We start from the raw sequence: 19,656 nt of genomic DNA on the forward strand, positions 1-19,656 counted from the left end.
ATAAATACAAGAATGTTATATGAAATATATGCAAAAGTTAACTTTGTGAAATAAAGAAAGGAAGCAAGAATGAAGAGATATATTGAATTTTCTTTCTATTTACCGTTTTTTGATTTGATAGATGATACAGATGGGGTGTTTAGTTTAGAGGAATTAATGAGACAACTAAATATAAGATTTAATATTATGGAATTATATAACCAGTATTTATCATATGGAGAGGGTGTTTCCAGAGTAGGGAAGGGAGATGTTTTTGTGTTTTTCACGAAATATTGATAAGAATATTTTTATATTAATAGATTTGTTCAATGACTTTACTGATCAGCATAACATGGTGAAATTAGGAGTACGCTGTGAAATTAATCATGATAAGCGAATAAGGGATATCTTCAATAATATTCACTTAAGGGCAGAGATTAAAAGTAAAATAAATGAGAGTGATGATGATTTACTGAAGTTGGATATCAACAGTGAAGATTATCCAAAAGAGATTCCTTATGGGGATCATATATACATAAAGAACATCTATTATAACACCATATAGGTATTATGCCAGCAGTTCAAGAAGGCAGATACATCATATAACATAATATTCAAGCTGCGGCTCTGAATGGAGCCTTGGTCTGCGAGATGGATTTCGCAGAGCATTCTAGCAGACAACCCCTTTGAGGTTCATGAATACAGAAGCGTTAGATGAAAATCACCATATAAACCAAGTTGAAAAGTGGGGAGCATAGTATGGCGAACACCATTTCATTACCAAAAGAATTAAATGATGTAGTTGAACCCATAGGTATGTCAAACGGATTAACTTCAGTTTTTATTGAAGTTCTAGCTATTAGTGGATCAATACTAGCTAAAACGAATCGAGAAAAAGAAATAATTATTTGGCTAGCACAAAGGGATCAGTCTGTAGTTGGAATAGGAACAGTTGGTTTTGATATTGATGAAATGCCTTGGACTATAGACTCCTTTGAAAGCGAGAAAAATTTTATACTAGATACGATTTCAAATGCAGCAGATGGCTTAGGGTGGGACAAATTAAGCTATAAACCACGTCAAGATTGGGTTGTTAATTGTTTGAATCAATTTGGCTTAATGATTAAAGTATTTAATAAAGAAGATGTTGACATGGACAATTATATAGAATGGTCAGAAATTGAAGAGGAGGATGATAATCCTACAATTCCAAGAGGGTATCCCAAATGCGAAAAGCATAACATCTATTTAAATTGCCATGGATGTATACTTTGCAATAATGGAAGCTGAATTAAGGACTGTAGGTATTCCATAGAAGATGTAATGATCATATGACATAATATTCATGCTTCGGGTCTTGCAATGGCCTTGGTCTGCCAGAGGGATTTCGAAGAGGCAGGAGCAGACAGACAATCCCTGAGGGAGTCATGAATACAGAAACGTTGGGCGAAATATTGTGATCATACAATGAAGTTCGGGGAGAGCGATGAAGATTTTCTTAAAAAAAGTAGATGAAAATAAACTTGATGTACTGTCAGTAAATATGGAAATTGACATAAGAAAAGAATACAAAAATATAACAAGACACAATGGGCGAATGGTCCATGTTATTGATTGGAGGATAGCTTTATATATAAACGGAAATAAGTTGCACGAAGATGAAGTGTTTGTTGAAGACGAATTTTTAAAATCATTAATTTGTCCAGGAAAGTATCCTATGTTCACTTGTACTTGCGGTATATTTGGTTGTGGGGGATACAATGTTGAAGTCAGTCATGAGGATGATAGATTGTTTTGGTTAACTGAGCAATCGCCTTTTAAGGAACAATTCGTTAAGACTTCTAATAAATTTGCTTTCTCTTGGGACCAAATAATAGATTTTTTAGAAGAATTAATACATAAATTTGATGATCTAAAGAGCATAATGATTACGCATGGCTTGAATTTTCAATATGATGTAGAAAGATATAGAGGAGTAATTAAAACGATAAAAGAGCGAGCAAATCAGAAAAATAATAATTAAAGCAGATTCAAAGAAGTTACAATGCTTCACCTAACATTACATTCAACGCTAAGGGCCGAGGCAAGTCGACCATTGGTCCAAGAAGCATTAGGCGAGGAAGTGACTGATAGGACAAGCCTGCACCGACTAAGCGCATCACGCCAGGCCTTCGGCCTTTAAGTCGGTGAGGGTTGTGAATACATCAACGTTAAGTGAAATCTATATATGATAATCAACAAGGAGAAACCAATGACAACGATAAATACTCTACAAACTAAACTTTCCAGCCGATATGATGAATTTGACCCAGAGCAAGATGGGAATAAGAACACAAAATTTGCAGATTTAATTATTGATGGAAGATCACTTTGCCAAATGCTCAAGAAGCACGATATGGTTCCATCCTTAGGATGGGGAAGCGAAGATCATCAAAAAGAAATGATTCAATACTTTTTGCTAAAGAAACCACATGAGCATATGTATTATAGATATCCAATACTTGTATGTCCTTGGTGTGGAGATGAAGAGTGTGGTTATATCTCAGTGAAAATTGACAGGGAAGAAGAAATTGTAATATGGAAGGATTTCAAGTTGGAGCATGAGAACAAATCAATAAATCTAGGTCCCTTTTATTTTGAATGGGAAAACTATGAAAGAGTTATTAATAATACTTTTAGAATAATAGAAAAATAATAATGTACACTGATTTGTAGAAGGCAAAGACATCACTTAACATCATATTCAAGCAGCGACTTTTACGGTGCCTTAGTCTGCGAGATAGATTTCGAGAAGGCATTTCAGCAGACAACCCCTGACGGAGCTCATGAATACAAGCGTTATAGAAAAGGGACGCAAACCATAAAAAGAAGGTGTTTAAGTTGTTTGGTTTATTTAAGAAAAAGAAAACAATATTTGAAAATCAACTAAACAAACTTTCTGAATTGGGCATCTTCATGAGTGCAGATTTAAAGAAAGAATTACTTTTGGAAGAATTTTCGAGAAATGAATATGAAGAAGATCCCTACAACTTGCTACTACTTACTTTAGGTGGAGAAGTTGAAGTGAATGGTGAATTTATAAATGTATCTGAGGAAATTTGGTATTTAGATACTGAATGTATTGAGGACCATGGAGACTATGCAAGAATAATAATACGATTAGAGAATATGACAAAACTTAATTTAAATAATATAACGGATTACGTAGATATTCAGAATGGTACTGCATGGGTTTCTTTTGAATATATGAATGAACTTATCAGATGGGAAATGAAAGTAGATGATGATTGGTTGGATATGGAGATATTCAAGAAATTTAACGAACTAATAAAGACTGAACAATCCATGAAATTGTATATTTCAATTTTAGATCAAGGTTGCCTAATGGGCTATTTTAATAAAGAACAAGTAATTGAAATAAATAAATTAACAAAATACAAATTTGAAGAATATTAGTAAGTATATCAGTAGGCGTCCCTATCCTATAACAACATATTCAACGCTGTGTGGCTATGACTTCTTGGTCCGGAGCGAAGTTTAAAGTAGCGGTTTCGAAGAAGTAGATTTATTAGCAGGAGAGTATATTCGCCGATAACCCTTTACTGCCTAACCGAGGAGGATTTTGGGGAGGTGTTTTCAGCAGACAACCCCTTTGGGGTTCATGAATGCGGAAACGTTATGAGAAATTGCGAAGGACATTAAAAATCAAAACAAATAGGAGTTACACTACATTTTATGAGGTGACAAACATTGAATACAACGGATGAAGAGTACGTTACATTAGAGCATTTTTTCGCAATGTTTTATAGCAATTATGATTCAGATATAAAAATGTTGAAAGAATATACAGAGCTCTATAAACAAATGGAATCAGGTGAAGTCATTAATGAATTAATTGACCAACTGAATGATTTTGAGTTATGTGTCGAAAGTGGGATATTTAAAGACATATTAGACCATTATGGAAACAAAATGAAGGTTGAAGATTTTAGAAAGAATATCAGAGGGCTTTTAGAAGATTTGAGTAGATAATGTGTAGGTAACTCAATGTAAATTCTCATAACAAACTATTATTGCTGCAAGCCTGACGGCCTTGGTCTGCAAGAGGCATTCCGGGGAGGTTTGATCAGGCAGACAAAGACAACCTCTTGAGGGGTTCATGATTTCAGGAACGTTAAGCGAAGTCATTGCTGGGTATAGAGAGGGAAAAGCATGCATATCAAAGGAGTAATTCTTGAGGGATTTTCTAATGCGGGTAAGACATCGGTATTGAGGGCTATTAAGCAGTACCAATCACAGGATGAATCGGCAGAGAGAAGTGTAGTTATTCTTGGTGAACATTACACACAAATATTGAATAACAAGCATGGGAAGTTTTTAAGATTATCTCAAGAAGAGCATTTAACCTTACTGAAGGAAAGAACAGAAATGTTAACAAAGCTCAATGAATGGGCTGTACAGTTAGGGCCTGCATCAAGAAGGGCCAGAGGACTATTTTACGTTTTAGAAAGATTCCACCTTAATCACAGGGTAGCTTTCTCCAACTCAGACCACATTGAAGTCATGACAATTGAAGAAAAACTCGTATCTCTAGGTGCAGAGTGCATATTGCTAACTATTTCTCCTGAAATGGCTGAAGAAAGAATTATAAGCAGAAATCCAAGTGAATGGATAAACAAGCCTGAAGCAGTAAAAATGTCAGTAAACGAATTATTGGAAACACAAAATATGTTAAGAGAACAAGCCAAACAATCGAAAGTGCCTACAAGAGAAATCAATACAGATGATAAAGACTGGAACAGATGTGTCAGAATAATCATGGAAGGCAATGACATTGCTTAACATCATATTCAAGCAGCAGCTACTGACGGAGCCTTGGTCTGATAGGTCGATTTCGAAGAGGAATTTCAGCAGACACCCCCTTTGGGGTTCATGAATACAGGAACGTTATGCGAAATCTCAGTAAATTAAATACGGTATGGAAGTGAATTGATGGAGGGAACAATCATAACTTGTATAAGTATAGGCGTTTATGCCCATGCACTTACACGAGGCAATAAATACATCGTAAAAAAAGAAGATAGGGACAAGTATAGAATTATTGGAAACCATGGAAAAGCAGTTTGGATATCAAAAGCTCATTTTATTGAAGGAAATATAGAAGTGCCTTATTTAGAAAGATGGAAGTTTGATGATAATCCAAAGGAGTTTGATTTGGTGGAGGTGACCCTTACCTTTTCGGATGGAAGTGAACGGTGGAGTTTGGTGACAACCCCTCAAAAATTAGTAAATCACTTTAAAAAAGAAATGGAAATACCAGGATTTAATATTAAACATCTAATTATAACGAATACAATGGACCACGACGATATTGAAAAAACATTGAAATATTTAGAGGTAAATGATGAATTAACAGAAGCAAGCAAATCTTTGGAACGTTGATTCGGAGAGGATAGAGGAATCGCATAACATTATATTCAAGCTGCGTCCACAATTGAGCCTAGGTCTGGGAGTTGAATTTCGAAGAGGGATTTCAGCAGACAACCCCTTTGGGGTTCATGAATACAGAAACGTTAGGTGAAACCTTTGAGAATCTAGAAATGAGGTAACTTTAATGATGCAATACAGAATCCGACCAATAATAGAAGATGATGTGTTTTTTTTATGGGAGATGTTATATGAATCATTATTTGTCCCAGAAGGTCAAGAGCCATTCGATAAAGCGATAATAAAAGACCCTCATATATCAAAGTATATTGAAGGTTGGGGAAGAGATGGGGATTTTGGATTTATAGCAATGAACCATGAGGGTGAACCCGTCGGCTCAATAACAGTTCGATATTTTAACGAGGATAATAAGGGATTTGGATTTATTGATAATGATGTACCCGAACTAGGAATGGCTTTGTTAAAAGAATACAGGGGAGGAAAAATCGGAATGGCCTTAATGGATGAATTATTTAAAGAAGCTAGGAAGAGGAATATAAAAAAAATTATCCCTCAGTGTTGATCCGAGCAATGCAGCGGCAATGAAACTCTACGAGAGATTCGGATTTAAAGAAGTTGGGAAAGTTGATTCATCAATCACGATGGTTGTTGATTTGAGAAGTTAAAATACAGTAGTAATAGGGATTATTTTAAGGAACTCAAAAGAGATCAAGGGTATCGCCTAACATCATATTCAAGCAGCGGCTCCTTACGGAGTCTGGGTCTGCGAGGTGGATTTCGGAGAGGAATTTCAGCAGACAACCCCTTAGGGGTTCATGAATACAAGAACGTTAGCTGAAATATGACTAAAAAACAAAAAGGGGCCAAAACAATGAGTGAATTGACTTCAGGAAGCTTATCACTATTGAAATATAAAGAAGCAATTCTTGAGCATGATCCTATATACGCGGAGGATTTAAATGACAAATGGTTTGTTTTCGTAACCAAAGATACAGAAGAAAGTGAAGAAATTCCAGAAAGTCTATTTCAAATTTCAGAAAAAATCCCAGTGTTATATTTTTATAATTTTGAAGATCACTGTTGGGGATACCGTGTAGTTTATAATTCACAAGAGATAGCAAGTCTTCATATATCATATGTGTTATTAGATACTTCAATTATTAAGCTTGCAGAAGAAAGATATCCAGAGGAAGATCACATTGAATTTTTATATGTAGACCCTAGAGAGGACAAAATCAGAACTGAATTAATTGAAGAAGTTCTGAGATCTAATGAATACAATGAGAAAAATGCAAAACAGTTTACAAATTGCAATCTAAAAACATTTAGATTTTTTGAACTAGATAATGAGCGAATAAAACAATTAGACGATATTTTGAATAATAATTACTATACACAACTGGAATCTGAGCATCAGTTAGTAGAAGAGTTTAAAGAATTATTAAACATTGAGGAAATGAGCTGGATACGAGCAGATAGAATGAATGAAGATTAGAAGCTAATAGATAGTGAGGGCTTGTAGATATAAGAACGTTAGGTGAAATACGGAGTGTTAGGAGGCCTGAATGAATTACGATGAAGTATTCTTTAAAGATGGAAGTCTAAGGGATATTTATATATTGGATACAGACATCCAAGTATGGGCTTTAATTTTTAATTACCTAGAAAGTAGTGAGATTAATTATCAGGTAACTATAGATGGGCTACTAACTAGAATTAGGGATATTGCTGAATTGTTAAGAATTAAAAAAGAAGCAAGTATTGGGATAACTATTGAATATAGTGAAATTGATATTTGTGGGCATTTTTATGAAGGAAGCGTTATTGAATTTGATATTTCACCAATACAGATAGACTCAGAGAAAAAAATAGATGTACTCATGAACTTTCTAAAAGATTTAAGTCGGAACCTAAACAAAACGATAATTATAACTCCAGAAATGACTATAGAAGAGGTATTAGTTCGAGTAGAGCCTAAAGGGAAAATTGAATTAATTATGTGAGTATTTCAGTGCATTCCACCTAACATCGTATTCACACTGTAGTCGCTTTCGCTTCCTTGGTCCACTAGATGCGGCTCAAGAAGCAAATTCAGTGGACCGTCTGAGAACTTAACCATGTAGCGGGCAGCTCCTTCAGAGCCTTAAGGTTCTCATGTTCGTGAATACACAAACGTTAGCCGAAATAACCGTAATATTGAAAAGGAGAGTATACATGAAATTTACTTATACACTAAGTAATATTGGTTGGGCAGATGTACATCTTCGAATTGAAAATTCGGAAATTTATACTTCTCCAAGCTATCTCTCTGGGGCTCAGGCGATCAACCTTGCAAGGCTAAGTATTTGACTCGGTGCTGAAGCACCTTAATCCTTTCGGGGGATAAATACATAAACGTTAGCTGAAAATCGCCAAATTAAATAACAAGGGGGATTTTTATGTCTGATATTACTGGGACAATAAAATTGATTATCTAAGAAATACCCGCTGGTTGTACTATAACGATGATTACTTGGAATTTCTTATACAAAGGGTTTGGAAGATAAATAAACCTGTAAAGATCATAGATTATGGATGCGATTTTGGATATTTAGGACTAAAGCTTCTTCCATTGCTACCAAATGGATCAACATATACTGGCATTGACAAAGGCATGGAATTAATTAAGCAAGCCAATAAAATATCAAAAACAATATGAAGCAGAAGCAACTTTTTCTAAAGAGTTCAGTGATAAATCTTGGTTAGTATAACACCTAATATGAAGATTTCCTTTGGTACGGTACAGAGACTTTTAAAGTAGGGTGTATGCAAAAAACATTGTGGGAGGCTATATGTGGGTACAGACATTTGGTTTTTTGTAGAGAAAAGGTACTTCAGAGACGAATGTGAACAGATTGATGGTACTTGGAGAAAAATCAAAAAGAGTAAGCAAGAATTAAATGATACTGCTACTTGGTTAAGTGTAGATAAGTGGACTGTTAACCCTTATTACTATCTGTATCCAGAACACAAGACTTCTAAATTGAAACCAAGTGATCCTTATGAATTTTACAGTGGGGATAGAAACTATGATTTATTTAGTATTCTATCGAATACTAGGAATGATCATAATCTAAAGTTTATATCTTTGCCAAGAGGTCTTCCAGTGGATATTTCCCCTCAATTGAGTGAAGTTGCATTCGAGGATAAAGATGATTTTTATGACCACAGTTGGCTATTATTGAAGGATTTAATTAATTTTAAATGGGATGAAAATTATTATTGTGATCAATTTATGGAATACAGAAATATTATGAATACATGTTCGAACTTCATCAATGAAACAATTCCAAAATTATTGAAATTAGGGAATGCTGAAGATGTAAGAGTGATTTTCTGGTTTGGTTAGGACAGAATATTCGTCTTATTTATCAGGTGAGTTATGTGGGATTAGAAGATGTTAGTAGCTCAAAAAAATGTGGTGGATATCCTATACTTAATATTCAACTGCATCTCCTTACGGAGCCTAGGTCTGCGAGAAGGAGTCTCGAAAAAGGATTTTCAGCAGACAACCCCTTTGGGGGAGCGTGAATACAAAAACGTTATCCTAAATAATTGCAATTTGAAAAAAGGAGCGTGATACCATGAATGAGAAGTCACGGTTACTAGAGGAGTTCAAAGAATGGATCAGTTTTGTTTCTGAGATTCGTGAAATGGATTGGCAAATAACGATTGCTGAAGGTAAATGGTCAGTTCAGGATGTCGTAAGTCATATACTGCTGTGGGATAAATACTTTTTTGAAGCAGCAATAAATCCGATATTAAACAATAAACCTTTGACATTAACACATATGGATTTTGAACAATTTAATCAGGATGCTATTGAATATGGAAAAACAAAAACGAAAGAAGAATTAATTAAAATGACTATTCAGTACCGTAACATGATATTGGAGAGTATAGAGAGTTTTGAAGACGATAAGTTTACTAAAGAATATGCTAACGGGAAGTTTACTGTAATATCATATTTAAGAGATTTTATCTGGCATGATCAACATCATATCAGACAGATTGATGAACTTAAAAGAAAAGCTATGTGAGTATATAGGCGGGTGAATCATGTGGGGGATTATTGGAACAAAAGATTTACTGAAGAAGGGATGATTTGGGGTTGTGAACCAAGTCAAACTGTAACCCAAGCTATAGATTTGTTCAAAAAGAATAATGTACATGATATTTTGGTTCCTGGTGCTGGATATGGAAGAAATACGAAGGCGTTCTCTTCTTATTTTCAGGTTGATGGAATTGAGATATCTAGTTCAGCTATAGATCTAGCAAAAGAATGGGACTTAAAAACGAATTTTATTCAAGAATCGGTATTAGAGTTTAGTACATGCCAAAGGTATGATGGAATATATTGTTATGATTTATTGCATTTATTTTTGTTAGAAGATCGAAAAAAACTGATACAGAATTGCGTGAAGCATTTGAAGGAATTGGGAGTAATGTATTTCACATGTTTTTCTGATTGTGATTTTAATAATGGTGTGGGTAGGGAAATTGAAGAAGGAACATATGAATACAAGAAAGGTAAATATGCTCACTTCTTTACTGAAGAAGATTTAATAGAACATTTTAATGATTTGATTATACTAGAAACGGGTTCCATAAGAGAAACTCTGATATATGCAGAAAAAAAACAGAAAAAATATGAATTAAGATATATATTTGTTCAAAAGATTGGATAGCTATTCTAAGAAGCAAGTAACTTCAACTACATCGTTTTATTGCTTCACTCAGCTCAAGTTGATTTTTTGTGCTTTTTGAACAAAGCAAATACACTGCCGTAAGCCTAATCGCTTAGGACAGTGTATTTGTCTTTAGAACCTGTATATCCGTTGAAAACTTTTTATTCCTCTCCGGTCGCCACCGGATTCTCCTCATAGCTGATCCAGTCGCTCCAGCTTCCCGGATATAAACGGACCTTACTAAATCCAGCTTCATTCAGGGCCAGTACATTGGGACAGGCGGATACGCCAGAACCGCAATACACGATAATTTCTGCGTTTGGATCAAGGTCGGCAAAGTGCTGCTGCAATTGTTCCGCATTTTTAAAGCTGCCTTTTTCGTCCAATACTTCTTTCCAAAAGTAATTCACCGCACCGGGGATATGCCCCGCAGCTTGATCTATGGGCTCTTCCAGTCCCAGGTAGCGCGGCCGCTCTCTGGAGTCGATCAGTATAGGTGAAAAACCGATATAGGAGCCAACAGGAGCAGAATCTTCGGATATATGTTGTACTTCTTTCATACTTGTGAGCATTTGTGGCTGAACATTTGCCACAAAGGTCGAGGGAATGCGAATCGGCTGATCTGCCGTAACGGGGAATTTTGCTTCCTTCCAGGCACTGTAGCCTTCTTCCAGTACGTACACCTGCTCATGCCCGAGATAGCGCAGGAGCCACCAGAAGCGGGAAGCCATCATACCGCCTTGGTCATCATAAGCGACGATGCGTGAAGATGCGTTGATCCCGGCACGACTCAGACGTGCGGCAAGTGTATCCGCATCAGGTAATGGATGGCGACCACCATGCTCACCAAGAGGAGCAGTAAGGTCTTCTTCCAAATCGAAGTGAACCGCCCCTGGAATATGGTCTTCATTAAATTGAGTCCGTCCAGCCCCGGCTTGTCCGAGCAGGGAACGGCAGTCAGCAATGATCATGTCCGGCTCATACAATCGGGCCAGCAGCCAGCGTTTGGATACGATGGATTTCATAGAGGATTCCGCCTTCCTTTATTTAACAGTAAATTTAATCCGTTGAGTATGGTTTATGAAAATGGGGTAAATAAGTTAAGAGCTGGCCTTCAGGGGATGCTCAGTGTCGGGCAACTCACTTTGGTGGATGACTTTCTTTTTAAAATCCGCTCCGTATCGGATAAAAATCCATACCCCGAACAGGATGAAAAAGCCTGCACCAAATTGTAAAGTAGACAACCTTTCCCCGAGCAGCACCCAAGCTAGCAGGGAAGAAATAACGGGTTCGCCGAGTACCGCCATCGACACCGCGGTGGCGTTAATGTATTTGAGTAGCCAGTTAAACAGGTAATGTCCGAACAGCGTAGGCACAATGGCAAGCAGCAGGAACAGTCCCCATTCCCGTGGAGCGTATCCGGTAAAAGGAATGGCATTGACCACATTATACAGCGCAAGTGAGGTGGCTGCGATGGCGAAAACCCAAAAATTATACACAAACGCGCTCAAATGCTCGCGCAGATGCTTGCCCATCAGCATATGGATGGACACGGCTACCATACCCAAGAAGGACAGTGCGTCCCCGAGCAGGGCTTGTCCCGAGACATGGAAGTCTCCAGCTCCGATGGCCAGTGAGCCGATAAAAGCCATACCCATTCCGATGAGCATAGCACGATTCGTGCCCGTCCGGAAAAACAAAAAAGAACCGAGCATGACAAGGATCGGCTCCAATGTCATAATAACGGTAGAGCTTGCAACGGTGGTTAGTCGCAGTGAGCCCATCCAGAGCAAGAAATGCAGCCCTAGCGCAATGCCGGACCAGAGGATCAGCATCCACTGCTTGCGGGTCAGGCTAAACAGCTCAGTGCGGTATTTCCAGACCAAAGGCAGCATGATCAGATTGGTTAGGTACAAACGGTACATAGCGATGACGGACACCTCGGCTTCAGACCATCTTACGAAGATCGAGGAGAACGAAATAGCGATAATACCTATGATGTACAATAATTCAAAGGAAAACGACGGTTTGTGTGCTTGATTCATGTGGCAGCTCCATCCGTATGGAAGAAAGTAAATACGTCTATGTTCCTTCCAAGCGGTATCTCGAAAAATAGGTTTAATACAGCCCATTATACCGTACCTGACATTCCCGTGGTATTAGGATTTTGCAAAATCCTGAGAATATTATAAACGGGAGCAGGAGGTAGGATTTTAAGTGAGACGTTGCGTAGAACTTTTGCTGCACAAGCTCGTCTATCATAGTGGAGGTGGATTTTATGAAAAAACAAAACACATTTTCAATCATACTACTGACTGTAGTAGCAGTGCTGGCTCTGTCAGCCTGTGGAACGAAACCGCAAACCAATAACAACGCACCTCAAGGGGCAGACCAACCGCAAACGCAACAGCAGCCGCAAGTTAAACCGGAGCCAGTCGCTGAGCCGGAGGTTAAAAAAGGCACAGGTGTATACAATGGAGCTGCTGACCCGCATACGGTAGAGATTGAAACCAATGGCGAAGCCCAATCCTTCCAATTGGGGGAGGGACTGGACACGGTAATAGCTGGTCTTAAAGAAGGCGATACAGTGGCGTTTGAATATAACGAGAAAGCAGTAGAGGGCGACGCGACGGCGAAACAACTGACTTTAACGAAAATACAAAAAACAGAGGCTGCAACAGATAGCAGTCAAAACGGAAGTTCCAGTCAACAAGCAGGCGGGGAACGCTCGAAAACTCAAGCTTTTGAGCTTACCCTTGAAGGAAAAAAGGAAAAGCAGACAGCAACATTGGCAAAAGGAGAGGGATATTCACTGTATGTGTTTGATCCGATGTCCCTGTTTCCCGATCAAAACCGTGTTGCCTTGGCTGTAGATGATAACTATTATGCTGAAATTACAAAGCTGCCCTCCGATTTTAATCTGGATGAGCTTCAAAAAGAAGGCGAAAAGGATCTAGCTTCCATCGGCAAGGTGCAAAAGCTGGACAAAGCATCCGTCCCTCAAGAGCTGACCAGCAGCCGTCTGTTCTTGCAAGTGAGCGGTTCGAAGATGACACAGCAATATATTGTTGTAGAAAATAAAACAGGCGGTTTCATCGTGAAAGTGAACATTCCACAAGGTGAACCTGCTGAAGGATTCGAATCCTTCATTTATACATCGCTGGAGAGCCTGCAAGCTAATAAATAACCCTCTTTGGTGTTGGGGTGGTCGGCGGCTTACAATCATGAATTTAAGGCAGTCATGCCGCTGAAAATTGTTATTTTAAGGGTTAGGTTAGAGCTATAAGGGTCTAATCTATAATTGCGAGACCTGCACTTTTGTGCTATAAAGGATGAGAGAATAAGATCATTCCGGCTTGCGAAGTCGTATGAAGCGATGAAGGAGTTGTTAGATTTACTATGTCCATCGAAATGAATACACAAGAAGTCATCAACGTGATTAAAAACAGCAAGAAAAAGACGCCTGTTAAAGTATATGTAAAAGGAGCTTTGGCTACCGCATCTTTTGGCGAGAATGTTCAAGCTTTTATTTCTGGAGACAGTGGTGTTGTATTTGGGGATTGGGCTGATATCAAGCCTGTACTGGATAGCGCAAACGCGAAAGAAGAAGACTATGTGGTGGAAAATGACCGCCGTAACTCTGCTGTTCCTATGCTCGATCTGAAAGGCATCAATGCCCGCATTGAGCCAGGCGCATATATTCGTGATATGGTTGGCATCGGTAACAACGCAGTCATCATGATGGGTGCAGTGATTAACATCGGTGTCACCATTGGTGAAGGCACGATGATTGATATGAATGCTGTGCTGGGCGGTCGTGTTAAAGTAGGTAACATGTGTCACATCGGTGCAGGCGTTGTCCTGGCGGGTGTCATTGAACCACCATCTGCACAGCCAGTTGTAGTAGAAGACGATGTATTGATCGGTGCGAATTCGGTCGTATTGGAAGGCGTGCGAATTGGTAAAGGTGCAGTTGTTGCAGCCGGAGCTGTCGTAACTGAAGATGTGCCTGAATACTCCGTAGTGGCGGGTACACCTGCACGTGTGATCAAACAGGTCGACGATAAGACCAAATCTAAAACTGAGATTTTGAAAGAACTGCGCGTTCTGTAAGAAGGCAAAAGTTTTTTATGTACCAAAGGTGAACGATTCCTTGTCAGAAGCATGATGCACTGACAGCATAACTTAGGGACGAAGCACAACGGACAAGGCTCGGCGGCTGCGCCGGGCTTTTGTCCTTTTGTTCTTTTGCCAGATAAGAGCTGATGAGCTATAAAGAGGAGGCGTAGCGGTAATGAGTACGGTCGACTATCGTTCTTTTGTCCAAATACGAAGAGATTTACATCAAATTCCCGAGCCAGGTTTTGAGGAATACAAAACACAGCAATATTTGCTGGATTATTTGGAAACGCTCCCTCAGGAGCGGTTGGAAATTCGTACATGGCGTACGGGCGTGTTAGTGTTCATTCATGGAACAGCTCCTGAACGCCGCTATGGATATCGTTGTGATATGGATGGTTTACCGATTGAAGAAGAGACAGGGTACGATTTTCGTTCGAACCATCCCGGCTATATGCATGCTTGTGGACACGATTTACATATGACGATTGGATTGGGAATTGTTACTCACTTTGCAAGCCATCCGATTAAGGATGACCTGGTTGTGCTGTTTCAACCTGCTGAGGAAGGGCCGGGCGGAGCCTTGCCTATGCGGGACAGCATGGAGCTGGCAGACTGGATACCCGATGAAATTGTCGCGCTGCATGTTGCACCTGAATATCCTGTCGGTACAATTGCGACTCGCCCGGGCATCCTATTTGCCAATACGTCGGAGCTTTTCATCGACCTGAAGGGTATGGGCGGGCATGCTGCGTATCCACACAAGGCGAATGATATGGTAGTAGCTGCTTGCCAACTGGTGGGACAATTACAGACGGTTGTAGCCCGTAATGTGAATCCACTCGATGCAGCGGTCATTACCGTGGGTAAGGTTAGCGGAGGCACGAAGCAAAATATTATCGCGGAAACCGCCCGTTTGGAGGGTACGATTCGAACGTTGTCAGCCGATACAATGATGCTGGTTAAATCACGGATTGAAGCGCTGGTACGCGGTGTTGAAGCTGGATTTGAATGCCATGCAGAGATTCACTATGGCTCAAACTATTTGCAAGTGTACAATGAAGCTCAGGTGACCGAGGAATTTATGAACTGGGTCCGTAATCGGCAGGATGTGCAGCTTATTGAATGCGGAGAAGCGATGACCGGAGAAGACTTTGGGTATTTTCTGGAGCGAATTCCCGGTCTGATGTTCTGGCTTGGTGTTGATACGCCTTATGGTTTGCATCATGCGAAGCTGGAACCTGCGGAGGAAGCGATTGGTGTAGCCATTCGTGTGCTGACAGACTATTTTACATGGAAGTCTCAAGGGTAAATGATACGCCCTGAATAATTATGTTTAATGAAAAGAATGAAATGGAATGAAGTCGAATTTTTGAAGGAGGGTGTTATGGGAGAGCAAACCATCATCCGATTTGAACGGGTGACCAAGCAATATGACAACGATCCCCCAGTGCTGGCGGACGTCAGCTTTGAGATTGAGCGTGGTAAATTTTATACACTGCTGGGTCCTTCCGGCTGTGGTAAAACAACGATTCTGCGTATGATTGCAGGTTTTGCGGAGCCGACAGAAGGCTCTATTTATTTAAATGGAAAACTCATTAATCGTGTTCCAGCCAATGAGCGGCAGGTCAATACGGTTTTTCAAGATTATGCGCTATTTCCGCATCTGAATGTGTTTGAAAATGTAGCCTTTGGTCTGCGCATCAAAAAGATGAACAAAAAGGACATTCAGGAGAAGGTGACACAGGCGTTGTCCTTTGTCAATCTGGAAGGCTACGGTGAGCGAGAAATTTCTGAGATGTCCGGGGGACAGCGTCAGCGTGTAGCCATCGCACGGGCTATCGTCAATGAGCCTGATGTTCTGTTGTTGGATGAACCGTTGTCTGCACTGGATTTAAAGCTGCGTACAGAAATGCAGTACATTTTGCGCGAAATGCAGCAGCGCCTTGGAATTACCTTTATTTTCGTTACGCATGATCAGGAGGAAGCGCTGGCCATGTCGGACGAAATTTTTGTCATGAACAAAGGTAAGATTGAGCAGAGTGGTACGCCTAATGATATTTATGATGAGCCGATTAATCGGTTTGTTGCTGATTTCATCGGCGAATCCAATATTGTCCCAGGACGGATGATTGCGGATTACCAAGTGGAATTTAACGGTCGACAGTTTGAATGTGTTGACGGAGGATTACGTCCGAACGAGCCCATTGAAATTGTGATCCGGCCAGAGGACTTGGAGATTACGAGTGTGGCTGAAGGCAAGCTACGTGTAAAAGTAGATACCCAATTGTTCCGAGGTGTTCACTATGAAATAAGCTGCTATGATGATTCGGGTCAGGAGTGGCTCGTACATTCTACCAAAAAGGCGGAGCTGGGCAGTGAAATCGGTCTGCGATTTGACCCGGAAGCGATCCATGTGATGCGGTTCGGGGAAACAGAGGAAGAATTTGATCGGCGTCTGGAAGCCTATGAAGAGGTGGATCAGCATGTCCGGTAATACAAGAGCAGCGTATCTGCTGCCTTACTATTTATGGATTGTGCTGTTCGTGGCAGCTCCGGTTGTACTTGTGTTTTACTATTCATTATTTGATGTGGATGGTCATCTCACCTTCAACAACTACGCTCAGTTTCTGACACCTGTTTATTTGAGCATGACGCTTAGCTCGTTCTGGTATGCATTTCTGATCACTGTATTTTCACTGTTAGTTGCTTACCCGGCAGCATATTTGCTCACACGCACCAAGCATAAGCAACTGTGGCTGTTGCTCATTATTTTGCCGACCTGGATTAACTTGCTACTCAAAACGTATGCTTTTATCGGGATCTTTGGTACCTATGGCCCGGTGAATGCGGTGTTAGGTATGGTTGGGTTGGGTGGTCAGCAATTATTGTTTACCAGCTCCAGCTTTGTGTTTGTGTCGGTTTATATTTTTGTGCCTTTTATGATTTTGCCCATCTATAACGCGCTGGAAGGGTTAAACCCGTCATTGCTGGACGCAGCCCGTGATTTGGGAGCCTCCAAATGGACCGCGTTTCGCAGGGTTATTTTCCCGTTAACGCTTGCGGGTGTGCGATCCGGTTGCATGGCTGTGTTTATTCCAGCGTTGTCGCTGTTTATGATTACCCGCCTGATTGCAGGTAACCGTGTGATTACACTGGGGACGGCGATAGAGCAGCATTTTCTGGTTACTCAGGATTGGGGTATGGGCTCTACGGTTGCCGTGTTCCTGATTTTGGCGATGGGGATCATTATGCTGCTCACCTCGGGAACGAAACGGAGGGTGCGGCATGGTAAATAAAAACCGATTCGGGAATATTTATTTGGTGATTGTTTTTCTCGTGTTGTACGCACCTATTTTGTATTTGATGTACTATTCCTTCAACAGTGGCGGGACGATGCATGAGTTTGAAGGTTTTACACTCCAATATTACAAAGAGGTGTTTGCAGACACCCGTTTGATCATTATTGTCATTAACACCTTGGTGATTGCTTTGCTGTCGTCTGCGTTGGCTACGATTATTGGCATTATGGGGGCACTGGCTATTCATCAGATGCAGAACCGTCGAGTCAAAAACACGATGCTGTCGCTCAATAATGTATTGATCGTGAACCCGGACGTCATTATTGGCGCTTCCTTCCTCATTTTGTTCACGATGGTCGGGATTAAGCTGGGTTTCTACTCCGTTTTATTATCCCATATTGCATTTAGTGTGCCGATTGCGGTCATTATGATTTTGCCGAGGTTGCAGGAAATGAGTCCATCTCTGGTCGATGCCGCGCGTGATTTGGGTGCCAGCCGAATGGATGTGCTGACCAAGGTGATTCTACCCTTTATCAAGCCAGGGATTTATGCGGGCTTCTTTATGGCGTTAACATACTCGCTGGATGATTTTGCGGTGACCTTTTTTGTGACAGGTAGTGGCTATTCGACCTTATCGGTGGAAATATACTCACGTGCCCGTCAAGGGGTTTCCTTGTCCATCAATGCGCTATCCACGCTCATTTTCCTGTTTACTGTGCTGCTGGTGGTGGGTTACTACTTTATTATGCGCAAGGCGAATCGTAATGGTAAAAAAGAGCCTGCGGCAGAAATGGGGGTGCCTAGATGAAGTCACTTGTGCGCGTGTTTCTGTCCATTTTCATCATCTCGTTTGGTCTGATGGGGGTTGCAGCATGGCTTAATTCCAGTCAAGGCTACTCCGGTGGCAACACACTGACGGTGTACAACTGGGGAGACTACATTGACCCCGAGCTGTTGGAACGGTTTCAGAAGGAGACGGGGATTACTGTCATTTATCAGACCTTTGACTCCAATGAGGCGATGCTGACGAAAATCGAGCAGGGAGGAACTTCGTTTGATGTAGCGGTTCCCTCGGAATATGCTTTGGCTAAAATGAAGCAGGAGCACTTGTTGCTCCCGTTGGACCACAGCAAGCTGCCGAATTTGAAGCATGTGGATTCTCATTATCTAAACCTTTCGTTTGACCCGAATAATGAATACTCGGTACCATATTTTTGGGGTACAGTCGGGATTGTGTTTAACCCGGAGCTGACGAAAGGCATTGATTTTCATAGCTGGAACGGTCTGTGGAATCCAAAGCTGCGTAATAACCTACTGTTGGTTGATGGTGCGAGGGAAGTCGTAGGGATGTCACTGAACAGCCTTCACTATTCCTTGAACGATACGAATGAGGCACATTTACAGCAGGCTTTGACGAAGTTGGAGAAATTAGCGCCTAATGTCAAAGCGGTTGTCGGTGACGAGATTAAAATGCTGCTGGCAAACGAGGAAGCTGCTGCCGGGGTTGTATGGTCCGGTGATGCGTCTGAAATCATGGATGAGAACGAGAAGCTCGATTACATCGTGCCAGATGAAGGCTCCAACTTGTGGTTTGATAATATGGTTATTCCAAAAACTGCTACGCATGTGGATGCGGCCCATAAGTTCATCAATTTCATGATGCAGCCCGATGTAGCCGCTCAAAATGCCGAGTTTGTAGGATACTCCACACCCAACGAGGATGGAAAGAAGTTGTTGCCTGAAGATATCTCTGGCGACGAGCGTTTTTACCCTCCGTCCGAAATTACAGATAAGCTGGAAGTATACAACAATCTAGGCAAGCGCATGCTCGCTCATTATAATGAATTGTTCCTGCAATTCAAAATGCATTTAAAGTAGGGGAGTGGCGTTGGGATTAGGGGTTGGTGCTTTAAAGGTCGCTGCGGTGGCGGATGGTGCTTACCATCGCTGTTAAATTCCGATTTTTATGATTGAATATTTAAAGGTGAAAATCGGAATTTAAAGGCGACCGCTCCGCTTGTCCAGCACCATTCCGCCCCCTCCGCTGCACCGTGCTTAAAGGTACGCACCCATTAATCCCA

Annotated in this window: 23 protein-coding genes and 2 pseudogenes; 23 read left to right on the plus strand and 2 right to left on the minus strand. The window is 40.6% G+C overall.

Annotated elements, in window-relative coordinates:
- Positions 1 to 69 precede the first annotated feature (69 nt).
- The 16 genes and pseudogenes from NSQ58_RS10395 to NSQ58_RS10470 all read left to right on the plus strand — a co-directional run bounded on the left by NSQ58_RS10395 (position 70) and on the right by NSQ58_RS10470 (position 10,154).
- Positions 70 to 544, plus strand: a pseudogene (locus NSQ58_RS10395) (hypothetical protein).
- Between the two features lie 194 nt (positions 545 to 738).
- Positions 739 to 1,269 carry a hypothetical protein gene (locus tag NSQ58_RS10400; protein WP_341057336.1) on the plus strand — a complete coding sequence of 177 codons (531 nt, stop codon included), beginning with the start codon at positions 739 to 741 and terminating at the stop codon, positions 1,267 to 1,269.
- Between the two features lie 196 nt (positions 1,270 to 1,465).
- Positions 1,466 to 2,002, plus strand: a complete 537-nt coding sequence (locus NSQ58_RS10405; protein ID WP_075154541.1) for a hypothetical protein — start codon at positions 1,466 to 1,468, stop codon at positions 2,000 to 2,002.
- 228 nt (positions 2,003 to 2,230) lie between these two features.
- On the plus strand, positions 2,231 to 2,674 hold the full coding sequence (locus NSQ58_RS10410) for an oxidoreductase (protein WP_258296607.1): 444 nt from the start codon (positions 2,231 to 2,233) through the stop codon (positions 2,672 to 2,674).
- Positions 2,675 to 2,850: 176 nt separating this feature from the next.
- On the plus strand, positions 2,851 to 3,435 hold the full coding sequence (locus NSQ58_RS10415) for a hypothetical protein (protein ID WP_226887736.1): 585 nt from the start codon (positions 2,851 to 2,853) through the stop codon (positions 3,433 to 3,435).
- A 294-nt stretch (positions 3,436 to 3,729) separates the two neighbouring features.
- Complete coding sequence (locus NSQ58_RS10420) at positions 3,730 to 4,011, plus strand: hypothetical protein (protein WP_068942473.1); 282 nt, start codon at positions 3,730 to 3,732, stop codon at positions 4,009 to 4,011.
- 180 nt (positions 4,012 to 4,191) lie between these two features.
- Positions 4,192 to 4,821: a hypothetical protein gene (locus NSQ58_RS10425; RefSeq protein WP_068942471.1), complete on the plus strand. Its 630-nt coding sequence runs from the start codon at positions 4,192 to 4,194 to the stop codon at positions 4,819 to 4,821.
- A gap of 150 nt (positions 4,822 to 4,971) precedes the next feature.
- Complete coding sequence (locus NSQ58_RS10430) at positions 4,972 to 5,421, plus strand: hypothetical protein (protein ID WP_341057338.1); 450 nt, start codon at positions 4,972 to 4,974, stop codon at positions 5,419 to 5,421.
- Positions 5,422 to 5,593: 172 nt separating this feature from the next.
- A complete protein-coding gene (locus NSQ58_RS10435) occupies positions 5,594 to 5,989 on the plus strand; it encodes a GNAT family N-acetyltransferase (protein WP_341057340.1) in 396 nt (131 codons plus the stop codon).
- 309 nt (positions 5,990 to 6,298) lie between these two features.
- Complete coding sequence (locus tag NSQ58_RS10440) at positions 6,299 to 6,922, plus strand: hypothetical protein (protein WP_341057341.1); 624 nt, start codon at positions 6,299 to 6,301, stop codon at positions 6,920 to 6,922.
- 70 nt (positions 6,923 to 6,992) lie between these two features.
- Positions 6,993 to 7,430, plus strand: a complete 438-nt coding sequence (locus tag NSQ58_RS10445) for a protein export chaperone secb (protein ID WP_341057343.1) — start codon at positions 6,993 to 6,995, stop codon at positions 7,428 to 7,430.
- 211 nt (positions 7,431 to 7,641) lie between these two features.
- Positions 7,642 to 7,776, plus strand: coding sequence for a hypothetical protein (locus tag NSQ58_RS10450; RefSeq protein ID WP_256703474.1), 135 nt, complete (start codon positions 7,642 to 7,644; stop codon positions 7,774 to 7,776).
- Between the two features lie 115 nt (positions 7,777 to 7,891).
- Positions 7,892 to 8,122 (plus strand): annotated as a pseudogene (locus NSQ58_RS10455) (methyltransferase); the annotation flags it as partial.
- 138 nt (positions 8,123 to 8,260) lie between these two features.
- Positions 8,261 to 8,815 (plus strand): hypothetical protein, encoded by a 555-nt coding sequence (locus tag NSQ58_RS10460; protein WP_075154537.1) that lies wholly within the window; start codon positions 8,261 to 8,263, stop codon positions 8,813 to 8,815.
- Between the two features lie 235 nt (positions 8,816 to 9,050).
- Positions 9,051 to 9,506, plus strand: a complete 456-nt coding sequence (locus tag NSQ58_RS10465; RefSeq protein WP_061829686.1) for a DinB family protein — start codon at positions 9,051 to 9,053, stop codon at positions 9,504 to 9,506.
- 21 nt (positions 9,507 to 9,527) lie between these two features.
- Complete coding sequence (locus tag NSQ58_RS10470) at positions 9,528 to 10,154, plus strand: class I SAM-dependent methyltransferase (protein ID WP_341057345.1); 627 nt, start codon at positions 9,528 to 9,530, stop codon at positions 10,152 to 10,154.
- A gap of 161 nt (positions 10,155 to 10,315) precedes the next feature.
- On the opposite strand, the gene NSQ58_RS10475 is transcribed toward NSQ58_RS10470, so the two are convergent.
- Together NSQ58_RS10475 and NSQ58_RS10480 are read right to left on the minus strand one after the other, a co-directional pair.
- The gene (locus NSQ58_RS10475; RefSeq protein ID WP_075154534.1) at positions 10,316 to 11,179 is read right to left on the minus strand and encodes a sulfurtransferase; all 864 of its coding nucleotides are present in this window, start codon (positions 11,177 to 11,179) and stop codon (positions 10,316 to 10,318) included.
- A 75-nt stretch (positions 11,180 to 11,254) separates the two neighbouring features.
- Complete coding sequence (locus NSQ58_RS10480) at positions 11,255 to 12,199, minus strand: DMT family transporter (protein ID WP_190297661.1); 945 nt, start codon at positions 12,197 to 12,199, stop codon at positions 11,255 to 11,257.
- A gap of 233 nt (positions 12,200 to 12,432) precedes the next feature.
- Here NSQ58_RS10480 and NSQ58_RS10485 point away from each other — a divergent pair, with 233 nt between their 5' ends.
- The 7 genes from NSQ58_RS10485 (at position 12,433) to NSQ58_RS10515 (ending at position 19,453) form a co-directional block, all read left to right on the plus strand.
- Positions 12,433 to 13,341 carry a hypothetical protein gene (locus NSQ58_RS10485; protein ID WP_341057347.1) on the plus strand — a complete coding sequence of 303 codons (909 nt, stop codon included), beginning with the start codon at positions 12,433 to 12,435 and terminating at the stop codon, positions 13,339 to 13,341.
- Positions 13,342 to 13,553: 212 nt separating this feature from the next.
- Positions 13,554 to 14,267, plus strand: coding sequence for a 2,3,4,5-tetrahydropyridine-2,6-dicarboxylate N-acetyltransferase (dapD, locus tag NSQ58_RS10490; RefSeq protein ID WP_076264709.1), 714 nt, complete (start codon positions 13,554 to 13,556; stop codon positions 14,265 to 14,267).
- A 181-nt stretch (positions 14,268 to 14,448) separates the two neighbouring features.
- Positions 14,449 to 15,585: an N-acetyldiaminopimelate deacetylase gene (locus NSQ58_RS10495; RefSeq protein WP_023989588.1), complete on the plus strand. Its 1,137-nt coding sequence runs from the start codon at positions 14,449 to 14,451 to the stop codon at positions 15,583 to 15,585.
- 75 nt (positions 15,586 to 15,660) lie between these two features.
- Entirely contained in the window at positions 15,661 to 16,770 is a 1,110-nt protein-coding gene (locus NSQ58_RS10500; protein WP_028542542.1) for an ABC transporter ATP-binding protein, read from the plus strand.
- Positions 16,760 to 17,572 (plus strand): ABC transporter permease, encoded by an 813-nt coding sequence (locus NSQ58_RS10505; protein ID WP_023989586.1) that lies wholly within the window; start codon positions 16,760 to 16,762, stop codon positions 17,570 to 17,572. The genes NSQ58_RS10500 and NSQ58_RS10505 overlap by 11 nt, the downstream gene beginning before the upstream one ends.
- Positions 17,562 to 18,383: an ABC transporter permease gene (locus NSQ58_RS10510; protein ID WP_023989585.1), complete on the plus strand. Its 822-nt coding sequence runs from the start codon at positions 17,562 to 17,564 to the stop codon at positions 18,381 to 18,383. Before NSQ58_RS10505 ends, NSQ58_RS10510 begins: the two co-directional genes overlap by 11 nt.
- Positions 18,380 to 19,453, plus strand: coding sequence for an ABC transporter substrate-binding protein (locus NSQ58_RS10515; protein WP_341057348.1), 1,074 nt, complete (start codon positions 18,380 to 18,382; stop codon positions 19,451 to 19,453). The genes NSQ58_RS10510 and NSQ58_RS10515 overlap by 4 nt, the downstream gene beginning before the upstream one ends.
- Positions 19,454 to 19,656 lie beyond the last annotated feature (203 nt).

The organism is Paenibacillus sp. FSL M7-0134 (genome assembly GCF_038007865.1).
Taxonomy (GTDB): domain Bacteria; phylum Bacillota; class Bacilli; order Paenibacillales; family Paenibacillaceae; genus Paenibacillus; species Paenibacillus polymyxa_B.